The organism is Streptomyces sp. SCSIO 30461 (assembly GCF_037023745.1).
Taxonomy (GTDB): domain Bacteria; phylum Actinomycetota; class Actinomycetes; order Streptomycetales; family Streptomycetaceae; genus Streptomyces.
Genome location: NZ_CP146101.1, coordinates 4,500,201 through 4,514,416, shown reverse-complemented (window position 1 = coordinate 4,514,416; position 14,216 = coordinate 4,500,201). Strand labels below are relative to the sequence as shown.

Below are 14,216 nucleotides of genomic sequence, written 5' to 3'. Positions count from 1 at the left end.
CGTGTCGTCCACGCTGTCCGCGACGCGTCGCGGGGCGAAGGAGCCCCCGGGCGAGGCGCGGACCGTGCCTGCCGGGGTGCTCGCGATCGTCCTCGGTGCGGCGCTGCTGGCCGCCCTGACCGCGGCGGTCTCCTGGGGCTCGACGTCCATCCCGCCCGGAGAGGTGTGGAGCGTGGTCGGCAGAAGGCTGAGCGGTGAGGCACCGCGGCCCGGTACCAACGACCTGATCGTCTGGCAGCTGCGGGTTCCCCGGGCGCTGCTCGCCGCCCTCGTCGGCGCTGGTCTCGGTACCGTCGGCACCGCGGTACAGGCCCTGGTCCGCAACCCGCTGGCCGACCCGTACCTGCTGGGTATCTCCAATGGGGCTTCGCTGGGCGCCGTCGCCGCGATCGTCCTCGGTCTCGGAGCAGGCGGGGCGCTGGGCCTCGGACTGTCCGGCGCCGCCTTCGTCGGCGCGCTGGCCACCTTCGCCCTGGTGTGGGCCGTGGCCCGGCGCGGCGGCGGGTTCGCTCCGCTGCGGCTGGTGCTCGCGGGCGTGGCGATCGGGCAGTTCCTGTCCGGGTTCACCAGCTATCTGGTGCTGCAGACCGGCGACGAGCAGCAGACCCACAGCGTGCTGTTCTGGCTCATGGGAAGCCTCAGCGGGGCGAGCTGGCCGATGCTCACCGTACCCGCCGTCGCCGTGCCCGCCGGCCTGCTGTGGCTCCAGGCACGCGGCCGTGGTCTCAACGCCCTGCTGATGGGCGACGAGACCGCGGCCGGGCTCGGTGTCGACGTGACCCGGCTGCGCCGGGAGCTGTTCACCGTGACCAGTGTGCTGACCGGGGTACTCGTCGCCGTATCGGGCGGGATCGCGTTCGTCGCCCTGATGGTGCCGCATGTCTGCCGGCTGGTCGTCGGCGGCGACCACCGCAGGCTGCTGCCGGTGTCGGCGCTCTTCGGCGCGCTGCTGATGGTGGTGGTGGACATCGTGTGCCGTACGGCCATGGACACCCAGGAGCTGCCGGTCGGTGTGGTCACCTCGCTGATCGGGGCCCCGGCGCTGCTGTATCTGCTGGACCGAAGGCTGGGGAGCGGTAGTTGAGGATCGACATCGAGGACCTGTCCGTAGCCTATGCGGGCCGAACTGTCGTGTCGGGGGCGTGTCTGGTCGCCGCGGAGGGGGAGATCACCGGACTGGTCGGCCCGAACGGCAGCGGGAAGTCCACCCTCCTGCGCACGGTCTACCGGCATCTGCGTCCCCTCGCGGGCCGGGTGCTGCTGGCCGGAACCGATCTGCGCGAGCTGCCACCGGCCCGCTCCGCGCGCCATGTGGCCGCGCTGCCGCAGGAGCGGGGAAGCGACTTCGAGCTGACGGTGCGGGAGGTGGTGGCCATGGGGCGCACACCGTACAAGCGGGCGTTCGCCGGCGACGACGCCACCGACCGGGACATCGTCGTACGCGCCCTGGCGGACGTCGGCATGGCGGACGCGGCCGGACGGCGCTTCACGGCCTTGTCCGGGGGCGAGCGACAGCGGGTGCTGCTGGCCCGCGCCTTCGCCCAGGACCCGGACGTACTGGTGCTGGACGAGCCGACCAACCATCTGGACGTACGGCACCAGGTGGAGCTGCTCGCCCTGCTCAGGGCGCAGCGCCGGACCACCCTGGTGTCGCTTCACGACCTCAACGCGGCAGCCTCGGTCTGCGACCGGCTCCATGTCCTGCACGCAGGCTCGGTGGTCGCGTCGGGTCCGCCATGCGAGGTGATCACACCCGATCTGATGGCGGAGGTGTTCGGTGTCCGGGCGGCCGTGGTCGAACATCCGCTCACCGGCGATCCGCTCATCGCCTTCGACCACAGGGCTCCCGCCGACGGCCCCGCGGCCCTGGAGACCAACGTCGTCGGCTGACGGCCTGGCGGGGCGGCACGGGTGAGGGGCGGACGCCGGACGTCCCGCCCCTCACCCGTGCCCCCGTATCACGCGGGCACAGCCTCGCCGACCTCGTAGCCGGCCTCGACGATGGCGGCACGCAGCCGCTCGTCGTCTAGGTCCGTGCCGTGCACGGTGACGGTGTTCGCGGCGAGGTCGACCACGACCTCGCTCACACCGGCCACCTCACGGACCTCCTCGGTGATGCTGGCCACGCAGTGGCCACAACTCATTCCGCTGACGTTGTAGTGCTGGGTCATGGGTCACTCCTCTTGCTGCCGGGTCACGCCTTCACCGGCGTACGGATGCACGGGGAACGATGTTCAGCGCCGCGATGAGGCAGAGTCCTCCCGCACCACAGGAACACCACCCGTATTCATGTGTCACTTCAGTCGTCGGTTGAAGGGGTGCGTGAGTTCCCGTGTCCGGGTATGACGCGGGCCATTCGGGTGCCTTGCGGCAACAGGCATGCTCCTGAGCGCAGTTACCTGAAATGGCCGGGAACTCATCCGCTGGTGGCGCCGACATGTGGGACGAGGCCGCCACCCGGCGGCCGTCCCGCAGCGGAAGGGCGGAAGGGTGACGCACCATGGCGGGGGCTCGGTGGAGCCCGCAGGCATACCCGACGGCGGGGATCGCTGGCTCCTGGTGGCCGTGGCGGGACTGCTGTCCTTCGTGGCCATGCTCGACATGAACATCGTCAACGTGGCGCTGGCGGAGATCTCCCGTGACCTGGAGGTGTCTGCCACCGCGGCCCAGTGGGTCGTGCTGGGCTACCAGCTTCCGGTCGTGGCGCTGCTGCTTCCCGTCGGCGGATGGCTGGACGGCGCGGGACCGCGCTCCGCGGTGCTTGCCGCGACCGCGGGCTTCGCCCTGTGCAGCGTCCTCGCCGCAGCGGCCCCCTGGGCCGGTCTGCTGGTCACGGCCCGGCTGGCCCAGGGCACTTTCGGGGCGGTCCTGTTCGTGCTGATGCCTGTCCTCGCCCTTGGTTCGGTGCGTCCCGAGATGCGCGGACGGGCGATGAGCGTGCCCGCGACCCTCGGCCCGCTCGGCGCGGTGACCGGCCCTGCGATCGGTGGACTTCTGCTGGACGGCCTGGGCTGGCGTGCGGTCTTCCTGGTCAAGGTCCCCTTCTGTCTCCTGGCGCTGCTCGTGGCATGGAGGGCGATGCCCGGGGACAGCGGACTGCGCCTGCCCCGTGCGAGGGCGCTCCTGGACGCGGCGCTCGTCGCCGCAGGCGTAACGATTCTGCTGCTGGCGCTGACGCTGGCGGCCGGCACCCCCGCGTGGCTGGCCCTCGCCCTCGCCGCCATACCCACGCTGTGGCTGTGGTCGCGCGGGGAGGGCGGCCGGCCCGTGACCCGAGTGCTGCGTGTGCCCGGACTGCCGGGTGCGCACGGGGCCGTGCTGGCGCTGGCGACCGGGTTCGCCGCGATGCACTACGTCATCGCCCTGTACCTGCAACGCGACAACGGCGTCAGCGCCACCGCGACCGGTCTGACCGTGCTCGCTTTCCCGCTCGGCATGGGGCTTGCCGGGCCGCTCGGCGGACGCCTCGCCGACCGCTACGGAGCCCGGCCGGTCGCGGCATGCGGAGCCCTGGTCACCTCCTGCGGTCTGCTCCTGCTGATCCCGGTCGACGGAGCGTGGTCGACTGCTGACGTGGCCTGGCGTCTGGGGCTCGCCGGACTGGGCATGGGGCTCAACGGCGGTCCCGCACAAGCCCTGGTGATGGGGGCGGCGCCCCCGGAACGCATGGCCACCGTCGGCTCCACGGTCCAGCTCGCCCGGAGTCTCGGATTCACCCTCGGCCCTGCTCTCGCCACCGCCGCCTGGGGCCTTGCCGCGTCCGGGCACAGCGCCAGGGCCGGCCTGGGGCTGGCCGCCGCGGCCGCCTGCCTCTCCCTGCCCCTGCTCCTTCTGCCCGCACGCCGCGGCACCGACACCGCGGCGGCGACGAACGCGGCCACCGCCGCCCCGAACTGACCCAGGAGATTGCCCATGTGCGGAATCACCGGCTGGGTGTCCTTCCACAGAGACGCCCGCAGCCAAGCCCCCGTCATCGAAGCCATGACCGCCACCCTGACCCCTCGTGGGCCTGATGCGGGCGGAGTCTGGCTGGGCGAGCACGCGGCTATCGGACACCGCCGCCTCGCCGTCATCGATCCGGCCGGCGGCCTCCAGCCGATGACCGACCGGCCCGACGAGCCCGCCGTCGTCCTCACCTACAGCGGCGAGGTCTACAACCACCACGAACTGCGCGCCGAGCTGAGGAGCCTCGGCCACGTCTTCCGTACCCGGAGCGACACCGAGGTGGTCCTGCGGGCCTACCAGCAGTGGGGCGAGGACGTCGCGGAGCATCTGGACGGCATGTTCGCTTTCGCCGTCTGGGACGAACGCGCCCAGCGCCTCCTGCTGGTCCGTGACCGTCTGGGCGTGAAGCCGCTCTTCCGGGCCGTCGTCGACGGCGGGCTGGCCTTCGCCTCCGAACCCAAGGCCCTGTTCGCCCACCCCGAGATCCGGCCCCGTGTCGACGCGGACGGACTGCGGGAGGCATACAGCCTGCTCTTCAACACCGGACCCACGGTGTGGTCCGGGATACGCGAGGTCGAACCCGGCGGTGTCCTCGTCCTGGACCGCGGCGGCATCCGCGAGCGGCGCTACTGGCAGCTGGAGGCACGGCCTCACGACGACGACCGGGACTCCACGGTCGACCGGATCCGCGAGCTGGTCGCCACCGCGGCGCACAGCCGGCTGGAGGCCGACGTCCCCCTGTGCAGCCTGCTTTCCGGCGGGATCGACTCCACCGTGCTGACCGGGCTGCTCGCGGGCGAACTGCGCCGACGCGAAGGCCCGGAAGCCCGCATCCGCTCCTACGCCGTCGACTACAGCGACCAGGCGGAGCAGTTCACCGGCGACGTCCTGCGCACCGGCCACGACACCCCGTTCGCCACCGAGGCCGGTGCCTACGTCGGGACCGACCACTCCACGGTCGTCCTCGACCCGCGCTCCCTGCTCGACCCCGAGCACCGCAAGGCGGTCGTCGTGGCCCGGGACTCACCGATCGGCGTCGGCGACATGGACACCTCGCTGTACCTGCTGTTCGGGCGGATCCGGCAGCACTCCACCGTCGCACTGTCCGGCGAGGCCGCGGACGAGGTGTTCGGCGGCTACCCGTGGTTCCACAACCCCAAGGCTCTAGCCGCTTCCACCTTCCCCTGGCTGCTGGTCACGGGAGACGAGGCAGCCATGCCCATGAACCCCGAACTCGATCTCCGCATAGCCGAGTTCCGCGACGACACCTACCGCGCGGCCCTGGCGGCCGTCCCGCACACCGACGGTGAGACGGCGGCCGAGCACCGTCAGCGCGAGATGCAGCACGTGTCACTGACCCGCTGGCTGCGCCAGCTGCTGCACCGCAAGGACCGGCTCAGCATGGCGCAGGGCCTGGAGGTCCGCGTCCCGTACTGCGACCACCGGCTCGTCGAGTACGCCTTCAACACGACGTGGGAGCTGAAGAGCTTCGACGGCCGGGAGAAGAGCCTGCTGCGCGCCATGGGCGCCGGTCTCGCCCCGGACTCGGTGCTCTACCGGCCCAAGAACCACTATCCGACCACCCATCACCCCGACTACAACCGCGGACTCCAGCAAATGGCCCGGGACGCGCTCTCCGTTCCCCAGGTCCGGACCCTGGCGGACGAGTCCCTCATCAAGCCCTGCCTCGACACCCCGCCCGAGCAGCTTCAGTGGAGCCACCGGCTCCGCCTCGAACGCGTCGTGGACCTCGCCCTGTGGCTGGACCACCACAAGCCCGAACTCGCCCTCTGAGGAGCGCGTCATGACCCTTCAGGAACAGCCTCCCGCCGTGGACGACGCCGAAGCCCTCCCCGACCCGGTGCCGCTGACGGGCTGCCCCTACAAGAGCAACCCCTACCCTCTCTACGAACGCATGCGCGAGGCCGGTCCGGTCCACCGAGTGGTCTTCCCCAGCGGGGTGCAGGCATGGCTCGTCACCGGCTACGAAGCCGCCCACGCGGCGCTGAACGACGACCGGCTCGGCAAAAACCACGACCGGGGTAACGACCGCTGGCGGGCCCGCGCGTCGATCATGCCCGAGCCCCAGCACTCCCAGCTCCAAGTGCATCTCCTCCACCAGGACCCGCCCAAGCACACCCGCATGAGGCGGTTCGTCACCGACGCCTTCACCCCGCGACGCATCGAGAGCCTGCTGCCGCGCTTCCAGGAACTGGCCGACGCACTCGTCGACGCCCTGCCCGCGTCAGGCCCCGTTGACCTGGTCTCCGGCTTCGCCACACACTTCCCCTTCCAGGTCCTCGCCGAGGTCATCGGCCTGCCCGCCGAACTCGCCGCCCGCTTCGACCGCGACTGGGGCAAGGTCGTCCAGCCGGTCGGCCCCACCGACCCGGGCCGGCCCGCCTACGAGGCGCGGCTGCACGGGCTCCAGAGCTACATCGCCGAGGTCGTCACGCACAAGCGCGAGCACTGGGAGGACGACCTGCTCAGCCGGCTCGTCGTCGCCCGTGACCGCGGGAAGCTGTCCCAGGAGGAGCTGGACTCCATGATCTTCCAGCTCCTCGTCGCCGGCCAGGAACCGGTCACCAACCAGATCACCACCGCGCTCATCGCCCTGTTCCGGCACCCCGCCGCACTCGACCGGCTGCGCCACGACCCCGCACTGCTGCCCCGCGCCGTGGAGGAACTCCTCCGCTACGACAGCGCCTTCGAGCTCACCACCTGGCGCTTCTTCGCCGAGGACAGCGACCTCAACGGCACTGAGGTCCCGGCAGGCGACTCCGTCATCGTCTCCCTGTGCGCTGCCAACCGCGACCCCCGGCGCTTCGAGAAGCCCAACGAACTCGACCTGGAACGCAACCCGAACCCGCATCTCGCGTTCGGGCACGGCATCCACTTCTGCCCCGGCGCGGCACTCGCCCGCGCCGAGCTCCGCATCGCGCTCGGCACTCTCATCGCCCGGCTCCCCGGACTGCACCTCGCCATCCCGGACGAGGACATCCAGTGGAGCCCGGCTGTCCTCGGCCGCGGCACCAACCAGCTCCCCGTCGACTACGACCAGCGCGTCCGAGGCTGACGCGGCTGACCGGGCCCGGCGGACGGCCCGGCACGGTCAGCCGCGTTACCGACCCGCCTGAACCGCCGCGCCCGGCCGTTCGCCGAGGCGCCATGCCGCCATGCCGCCATGCCCGCGCACGTCCCCACGGAGGCCCCCATGCCGCTGACGACAGCAGCCGACCCCCGCACCACCGACGCCATCAGCACCGCGGTCCTGGAACTGCTGCTACCCCATCACCGCACGACCGACGAACGGTCCGCGTCTGCCGAGGCCTTTCCCTACCAGCTCCGGCAGATCGCGGGATACGTGCGGAAGAACGAACCCATCGCCTTCACCCTGCCCGGCTTCCCCTGCAAGTCCCCGAACGCGACCAAGGTCCTCGGTCATCTCCCTGACCAGGGGGAACGGCTCTCGCTCGCCTTCCTGAACTCGCTGTGCGCCGACATCGGGGAGATCCATCCGGCAGGGGCCCGTGTCGTCATCTGTTCCGACGGCCATGTCTTCGGCGACCTCATCCGCGTACCCGACGAGCACATAGACGCCTACTCGGACGAACTCAGCCGACTGATCTCCGAGCTCCGCCTGGACCAGCTGTCCGTCTTCGATCTCAGGGACGTCCTCGGCGACCTGCCGCATGCGGCGAAACGCGCCTACGTCCACGACCGCTACGCCCCCGGTCTCGACGAACTGCGGAACGAGGTCCGCACCGACGAACACACCCTCGCGCTCTACCGCGGCATCACCCGCTTCCTCGTCGACGACACCGCCGACTTCACCGGAACCCGCTCCGCCCTCCAGCGCGAATGCCGACGCCGCGCGTACGGCGTCATCCAGCGCAGCCGCGCCTGGGGCGAGCTGATCGCCGAGCACCACCCGGATTCGGTACGGCTGTCCATCCACCCCCAGGCCATCGGCGCACCCAAGTTCGGCATCCGCCTCCTCGACGCGCCCGACGCCTGGACCACCCCCTGGCACTCCGCCGCCCTCCACCGGCCGGACGGCACCTGGAGCCTGATGCCCCGCGCCAGGGCGGAACAACTCGGGCACCTCGTCCACCACGAGGGCAGACCCAGCCACTTCGCGTAGGGCGTGCGGCGAGGTCCGTCGTGTGCCCCGGTGGATTCGCGTGCTTCCGTGGCGTCCTTACGACAGCGACCGCAGCGGTGGGGTGCAACTGTGCGAGGAGCGCGCGGTTCTCGTCATCGGCGTCCTGACTGTCGACGAGAGCCAGGACGGGTGCGTACTCCAGCTGCCGGGCCCAGGTGTCGCCCACGGTGCGCTGGTCGGTGGCGGCCGCGGCGAGACCGGCCTCTGCGAGGTCGTCTCCGTTGGCGAGGTAGGGCAGCACGAGCGCGGGGTCGACGGCTGTGATCACGTTCGTGAGGCTCAGGCGGTCACCGCCGTGCGCGGTGATGACCTCGGCCATCGACATGGGCTCGACCGAGTCCCACAGCTCCACGATCGCGAGCCGGGTCGGGCCGCCTGCGGCCAGGCGCTCCAGCTCGGGGACGAGGTCCTCGCGCAGCGCGCAGCAGGCGCAGTCGTTGACCAGCGGTGCCTCGCCGCAGGACAGCGCGCTGGAGGCGTCCCGGATGCTCCGCTGCACGGTGCCGTGCGCGGCGGTGGCCAGGTCGTGGTGGAGCGCGATACTGCCCGGGACGGACCGCAGCAGGCGGTCGACGACTTCCCTACGGGCGTCGGAGTGGAGCCCTCCGACGATGACGACGGGCAACCGGTTCTCGTCCCGCATCAGTTGGCCCGCCCGCCGTAGCGGCGTTCGAATCGCTCGACCCGTCCGGCGGTGTCCAGCACGCGGGCGGTGCCGGTGTAGAAGGGGTGGCTCACGTTGGAGATCTCGACGTCGACGACGGGGTAGGTGTTGCCGTCCTCCCACTCGATCGTCTTGTCGCTGGTCGTGGTGGAGCGGGTGAGGAAGGCGGATCCGGCGGCCTTGTCGCGGAACACGACGAGGCCGTACGCGGGGTGGATTCCAGGCTTCATGGCGGAGTCCCTTCGGGGCAGGGGTGGTTCGGTCAGCGTTCTTCGCGGAAGTCGACGTGCTTGCGAGCCAGCGGGTCGTACTTGCGCAAGACCATGCGGTCGGGGTCGTTCCGGCGGTTCTTGCGGGTCACGTAGGTGTAGCCGGTCCCCGCTGTGGAGCGGAGCTTGATGATCGGGCGTACTTCGTTGCGGGCTATGAGCCGGTACTATATTGGAAATGGTTTCCATTACCAAAAAGTCCCCGAAGAGAGCAGGTAGCCCGTGTCCGCGCACTGCCAACTGACCGGAGCCCAACCGGGCTTCGGCAACAACATCTCCCACTCGCACCGGCGTACCTCGCGCCGCTTCGACCCCAACATCCAGCGCAAGCGGTACTGGCTGCCGAGCGAAGGCCGCAACGTACGCCTCACGCTCAGCGCCAAGGCGATCAAGACCGTCGACAGCATCGGCATCGAGGCCGCGGTCGCCCGCATCCGGGCGCGAGGAGGGAAGGTCTGATGGCGAAGAAGAGCAAGATCGCGCAGAACGAGAAGCGCAAGGCGATCGTCGAGCGGTACGCGGCACGCCGTGCCGAGCTGAAGGAGGTCATCCGGCTCCCGTCGTCGACGGACGCCGAACGCCGGGCCGCGATGGAGGAACTGCGCCGTCAGCCCCGCGACGCCAGCGCCACCCGGATCCGCAATCGCGACAGCGTGGACGGCCGCCCCCGTGGCCACCTGCGCAGGTTCGGACTCTCCCGGGTCCGCACGCGCGATCAGGCGCATGCCGGGTTCCTTCCCGGGGTGGCCAAGTCGTCCTGGTGACAGCACCGCCCTGACGGCGGATCGCTGCAACTGGCCGTGACCTCCGGCGGGGTCACGGCCGGAATCCTGTCCACGCCCGCGCGCCGCCTGCGTGCTCTCGGGCAGTAGCCCGGGCGCCACCTCCGCCATCCCGGCCGTCGCCTCGCTGCCCTGCTGCACGACACCAGCAGCATTGTGCCCGCGAGGCTGCCACCACCTGCACTGTGGAAGGCCGGGGTGAGGGAAGGGCATCAGCCCCGGTGCTCGAACGGACGGGTGGCAACCCCCCGGCTCCCGCGGCCCGTTACCAGGAAACTAGGACGACTCCGACGCAGTGATCACACCAGCCGCACCAAGATCACATCACCCGTGACCAGCAGTTACGGGACAGTCTTTAGGATGTTCCGGGCTGAGGTCTACTCACATTTGCTCTGACACACGCTCGTTCGGTCTGCCACCCTGGCCAGGGCAACCTGGGGAGTTCTCCGTACGGGGGCTCAGGGCTGTCCCGTAATCCCGGCGGGCGCGCGACGACAGCTACGGCACTCCCCCTGTCTTCGCCGGGAGATGCCCCCACGCTGCGTTGTCGAATCGCCCGAATACACCCAGTATGAGGGCGACCCTCCGCCTTGCGTTGCGTCCCCTCGGCCCCAAGGGCCGGGGGAGACCCCATACACCTCGGCCCCAAGGGCCGGGGGAGACCCCATACACCTCGGCCCCAAGGGCCGGGGGAGACCCCATACACCTCGGCCCCAAGGGCCGGGGGAGACCCCATACACCTCGGCCCCAAGGGCCGGGGGAGACCCCATACACCTCGGCCCCAAGGGCCGGGGGAGACCCCATACACCTCGGCCCCAGGGGCCGGGGGAGACCCCATACGCCTCGGCCCCAAGGGCCGGGGGAGACCCCATACACCTCGGCCCCGAGGGCCGGGGGAGACCCCATACACCTGACGCCGCGCTCTGATCCACCGCGGATTACGGGACAGCCCTTAGGGGGACCGGTGAGAAGCATCATCAGACTGGAACGGAGGCCGCGGGACTGCCCAAGTAGCAGGAGAGGCGGTGTGTGCCCTGTCCTTCAAAAATACCCAAGATCGCGGCCGCATGGGACGTGCGAGAGGGTTCATGAAGGTGCAGGGACTTGACTGCTCCTCATATCGCAGTTGACTTATTGGGCAAACGTAACAGGGCGGGCAGCGGAAGGTGCCAGCGGAGGGGATGCACTCTGGCGTCCCGCGCACCGCTCGTCAATCATCGATGGGATGACAGGTGCCCTACATAGAAGTTCGCGGGAACAGCATCCGTGTGAAGTGGTGGAGTGGCGAGTACAAGCTCGACGCTGATGGTAATCCGACGAAGAAGAAGCGGTACGCTTCCGTCAGCGGCCCCGAGCCCGGCGTCACGTTCCAGGACGAGAGTGAGGCGTACACCTACGGCCTCGACCGGGGGTCCGACGTCCGTAACAAGCGCAACCGCCGCATGGCGGGTGACTCTGTGAACATGGCCGTCTGCATCGACCGTTGGTTCAAGGACGCCGACCTGCGGGCCAACTCGAACAAGACCAATGCGTCGCGGCTGAACGCGGTGATCAAACCGTATTGGGCGCGGTGGAACGTTGAAGAGCTCACACCGCTCGAGTACGGCGCCTTCCGTAACTACGTGACCGGCAAGTACTCGGACAGCTACAGCAAGAATATCCTCGGGCTTTTCAAGATGCTGATGGACGACGCGGTCGTGAAGTGCAAACTTCGCGAAGAAAGCCCGATCGTGGAACAACGTCGCCGCGGCCGGTACAAGCGAAAGCAGGCCCGCCGCGTCAAGCGCAAGCTATCCACCCAGTCCGTGCACCGGTTGGCCGTGAACGCTCACACGTTGTGGGGCTTCACCGGCTGGGCGTACATCTGGACGGTGGCTTTCACTGGTGCCCGCCCTCCTGGCGAGATGTTCGGCCTTCAGCGTGGCTACTCGTCACCCTACTGGCCTGCCTCCGAGCCTGACGGCGAACTGCGCGAGGAAGCTGAGCAGCGGTACAGGGCGACGCACGCGATGCGGGTGCGGTGTCAGACGTACGTTGCGGACAAACGGCACGTGCTGGCAGCTCCGAAGTACGACTCATGGAGAACACTGGTGATACCGCCCTTCCTCCATGAGATCCATGAGGCTCTACCGGCGTCTCACGACAAGCCGTGGACGCTTCTTTCTGTCACGGGGAAACCGCTTCTGGTGACGTCTTTTGATCGGGGCTACTGGTGCCCGATCCGGGACGGAGCCGAGAGACGGGACTCCGGGCCGCGGTACGCACGGTGGGTGCGCCCCGCGATGCCGGCCGTCCCGGAGATGGCCGGGCAGGACATCCACCTGTTGCGGCACTGGCACAAAGCGAAGCGGATGAGCCGGGTGACATTCCGCGCGTGGCGGAGGAGGCCCGAATGGGGCATGAGCTTCCGGGCGTGGAGGGTGTGTACAGCGAGGTGACGGTTGCGATGGAGGAGAGGATCGGGGAGTACCTTCAGCGAGTATAAGAGAAAGAGGTAGTGGGTGCGGGGTTGTGGACGCCTCCTTTCCCATGCCGCTCCCAGATGACCTGCGCAATGCTACTCCGTCCCTGTTCAGCGGCCTTCCTGTCTTGGAGTATGAATGATCGTCTGGGTCAACGGTACGTTCAGCGCGGGCAAGACCACCGCCGCTCGCGAACTGATCGATCTGATCCCGAACAGCACGTTGTACGACCCCGAGGTGATCGGTGGGATGCTGCGGTACCTCCTGCCGCGCAAGCGCCTGGAAGAGGTGACCGACTACCAGGACTCGCCGATCTGGCGGCGGATGGTCGTGGACGCGGCGTCCGCGCTGTTCAGCGAGGTCGGCGGTGTTCTGGTGGCGCCTATGACCCTGCTTCGCCAGGAGTATCGGGACGAGATCTTCGGCGGTCTCGCCGCTCGACGCATACCCGTGTGCCATGTCCTGCTCGCCCCAGAGGAAACGATCCTGCGAGCCAGGATCGCCGCCCGTGACGAGCCGGGTACGCCGGATGCCGAAGAGCGCGTACGGCAGTGGGCCTATGACCACATCGAGCCCTACAAGCAGGCGCTCGGCTGGCTCAGAGACGATGCCCATGTCATCGACACCTCGTATCTGACACCCCGTGAGACCGCGGAGTCCATCGCCGAAGCCGTGCTTTCCGGCTCGTCCGGAGCCTGCGCGATCGTGCAGACACCGGAGCCGACCGGGGAGACTGTGGCGGCCGGGGTGCTGCTCTTCGACCACAAGGACCGGGTACTGCTCGTGGACCCCACCTACAAGCCAGCCTGGGAATTCCCCGGCGGAGTGGTGGAGCCTGGCGAGTCCCCGACCCGTGCTGGGGTGCGCGAGGTGGCCGAGGAGATCGGCGTACGCCTCGACACCACGCCCCGGCTGCTGGTCGTCGACTGGGAAGCGCCACGGCCGCCCGCCTACGGCGGAGTGCGGATGCTCTTCGACGGCGGTCGGCTCGCCCCCGCGGCCGCGGCGGGCATCCGGCTGGCCGGAGATGAGCTGAGGGCCTGGCGGTTCGTATCGGAGGAGGAGGCGGCGTCGTTGCTCCCGCCGCACCGCTACGAACGTCTGCGCTGGGCCCTGAGAGCCCGTGAGTGCAGCAAGGTGATCGCCCTGGAGGGAGGGACCCCCATCGGATAGCCGCCGCCGGGCCGCCCGTTCAGCCGTCCCCGTGCTCCTGCCCGGCCGCGGCGGCCAGTTGCTCCGCGGCGTCCACGGTCACCGGATCCCCATGCCCGAAGCACAGTACAGAGGGCATGAGAGCGGACAACCGCCGCATCGACTTCCGGGCCGCCTCGCGATCCACATGGAACACGCCCAGCGTCACCCGACCCACTCCCGCGACCGTGTCGCCGGTGAACAGCACACCGTGGCGCGGCAGATGCACGGCGATCGAGCCTGCGGTGTGGCCCGGGACGTGCACCACCCGGGCCCCGTCGCCGAACCCGAGGTCATCCCCGTCCACCAGTTCGCGGTGCACCCGCGTCGGGGGTGCCTCCGGCACCGTCAGCCCGTGCTCGTAGAGCGGGATCTCCCAGTCGAGCAGCACAGGTGCCGGCACCGGGACCTCACCGCGGATCACCGGTGCGTCCAGGGCGTGTGCCAGCACCCGCGCCCCGTGCCGAGCTGCGAGCTCCCCGGCCGCGCCCACATGGTCGCGATGGCAATGGGTGAGCACGATCCGGCTGATCGCCGACGGCTCGGCTCCGAGCCCGCGTACCGCTTCCTCGATCTCGTCGGCCGCGTCCGCGTACCCCGCGTCGACGAGCGTCAAGTCCTCACCGTCGCGCCAGAGATAGGCCTGGCCGATCGGGAAGCGGAGCATGTGCAGCCGGGGGATCACTTCGATGACGTCCATACGGCGAACGTACGCGGGTGCATACGTCCGTCGTATGG

14 protein-coding genes and 1 pseudogene are annotated in these 14,216 nt (G+C 69.7%); 10 read left to right on the top strand and 5 right to left on the bottom strand.

Going from position 1 to position 14,216, the window contains the following annotated elements; genetic code table 11:
• Position 1: 1 nt before the first annotated feature.
• Together V1460_RS20010 and V1460_RS20005 are read left to right on the top strand one after the other, a co-directional pair.
• Positions 2-1,084: an iron ABC transporter permease gene (locus V1460_RS20010; protein WP_338675017.1), complete on the top strand. Its 1,083-nt coding sequence runs from the start codon at positions 2-4 to the stop codon at positions 1,082-1,084.
• Positions 1,081-1,890, top strand: coding sequence for an ABC transporter ATP-binding protein (locus V1460_RS20005; protein WP_338675016.1), 810 nt, complete (start codon positions 1,081-1,083; stop codon positions 1,888-1,890). The genes V1460_RS20010 and V1460_RS20005 overlap by 4 nt, the downstream gene beginning before the upstream one ends.
• A gap of 68 nt (positions 1,891-1,958) precedes the next feature.
• On the opposite strand, the gene V1460_RS20000 is transcribed toward V1460_RS20005, so the two are convergent.
• Positions 1,959-2,171, bottom strand: a complete 213-nt coding sequence (locus tag V1460_RS20000) for a heavy-metal-associated domain-containing protein (protein ID WP_338675015.1) — start codon at positions 2,169-2,171, stop codon at positions 1,959-1,961.
• Between the two features lie 319 nt (positions 2,172-2,490).
• On the opposite strand from V1460_RS20000, the gene V1460_RS19995 reads away from it, so the two are divergent.
• The 4 genes from V1460_RS19995 to V1460_RS19980 all read left to right on the top strand — a co-directional run bounded on the left by V1460_RS19995 (position 2,491) and on the right by V1460_RS19980 (position 8,089).
• On the top strand, positions 2,491-3,897 hold the full coding sequence (locus tag V1460_RS19995; protein WP_338675014.1) for an MFS transporter: 1,407 nt from the start codon (positions 2,491-2,493) through the stop codon (positions 3,895-3,897).
• Positions 3,898-3,912: 15 nt separating this feature from the next.
• Positions 3,913-5,739 (top strand): asparagine synthase (glutamine-hydrolyzing), encoded by a 1,827-nt coding sequence (asnB, locus tag V1460_RS19990; protein WP_338675013.1) that lies wholly within the window; start codon positions 3,913-3,915, stop codon positions 5,737-5,739.
• A gap of 10 nt (positions 5,740-5,749) precedes the next feature.
• On the top strand, positions 5,750-7,021 hold the full coding sequence (locus V1460_RS19985) for a cytochrome P450 (protein ID WP_338675012.1): 1,272 nt from the start codon (positions 5,750-5,752) through the stop codon (positions 7,019-7,021).
• A 138-nt stretch (positions 7,022-7,159) separates the two neighbouring features.
• Positions 7,160-8,089: an isocyanide synthase family protein gene (locus V1460_RS19980; RefSeq protein WP_338678121.1), complete on the top strand. Its 930-nt coding sequence runs from the start codon at positions 7,160-7,162 to the stop codon at positions 8,087-8,089.
• A gap of 73 nt (positions 8,090-8,162) precedes the next feature.
• Here V1460_RS19980 and V1460_RS19975 read toward each other — a convergent pair.
• The 3 genes and pseudogenes from V1460_RS19975 to rpmG all read right to left on the bottom strand — a co-directional run.
• Positions 8,163-8,753 (bottom strand): annotated as a pseudogene (locus V1460_RS19975) (GTP-binding protein); the annotation flags it as partial.
• Positions 8,753-9,004, bottom strand: a complete 252-nt coding sequence (locus V1460_RS19970; RefSeq protein ID WP_338675011.1) for a type B 50S ribosomal protein L31 — start codon at positions 9,002-9,004, stop codon at positions 8,753-8,755. The gene V1460_RS19970 and the pseudogene V1460_RS19975, both read right to left, overlap by 1 nt.
• 32 nt (positions 9,005-9,036) lie before the next feature.
• Positions 9,037-9,201 carry a 50S ribosomal protein L33 gene (gene rpmG / locus V1460_RS19965; protein WP_338678120.1) on the bottom strand — a complete coding sequence of 55 codons (165 nt, stop codon included), beginning with the start codon at positions 9,199-9,201 and terminating at the stop codon, positions 9,037-9,039.
• A 64-nt stretch (positions 9,202-9,265) separates the two neighbouring features.
• Here rpmG and rpmB point away from each other — a divergent pair, with 64 nt between their 5' ends.
• The 4 genes from rpmB to V1460_RS19945 all read left to right on the top strand — a co-directional run bounded on the left by rpmB (position 9,266) and on the right by V1460_RS19945 (position 13,460).
• Positions 9,266-9,502: a 50S ribosomal protein L28 gene (gene rpmB / locus V1460_RS19960; RefSeq protein WP_338675010.1), complete on the top strand. Its 237-nt coding sequence runs from the start codon at positions 9,266-9,268 to the stop codon at positions 9,500-9,502.
• On the top strand, positions 9,502-9,807 hold the full coding sequence (rpsN, locus tag V1460_RS19955) for a 30S ribosomal protein S14 (RefSeq protein WP_338675009.1): 306 nt from the start codon (positions 9,502-9,504) through the stop codon (positions 9,805-9,807). Before rpmB ends, rpsN begins: the two co-directional genes overlap by 1 nt.
• Before the next feature lie 1,250 nt (positions 9,808-11,057).
• Positions 11,058-12,263 carry a hypothetical protein gene (locus tag V1460_RS19950; protein WP_338675008.1) on the top strand — a complete coding sequence of 402 codons (1,206 nt, stop codon included), beginning with the start codon at positions 11,058-11,060 and terminating at the stop codon, positions 12,261-12,263.
• Between the two features lie 162 nt (positions 12,264-12,425).
• Positions 12,426-13,460, top strand: a complete 1,035-nt coding sequence (locus V1460_RS19945; RefSeq protein ID WP_338675007.1) for an NUDIX domain-containing protein — start codon at positions 12,426-12,428, stop codon at positions 13,458-13,460.
• Between the two features lie 19 nt (positions 13,461-13,479).
• Here V1460_RS19945 and V1460_RS19940 read toward each other — a convergent pair whose 3' ends face one another.
• Complete coding sequence (locus V1460_RS19940; protein ID WP_338675006.1) at positions 13,480-14,178, bottom strand: MBL fold metallo-hydrolase; 699 nt, start codon at positions 14,176-14,178, stop codon at positions 13,480-13,482.
• Positions 14,179-14,216 lie beyond the last annotated feature (38 nt).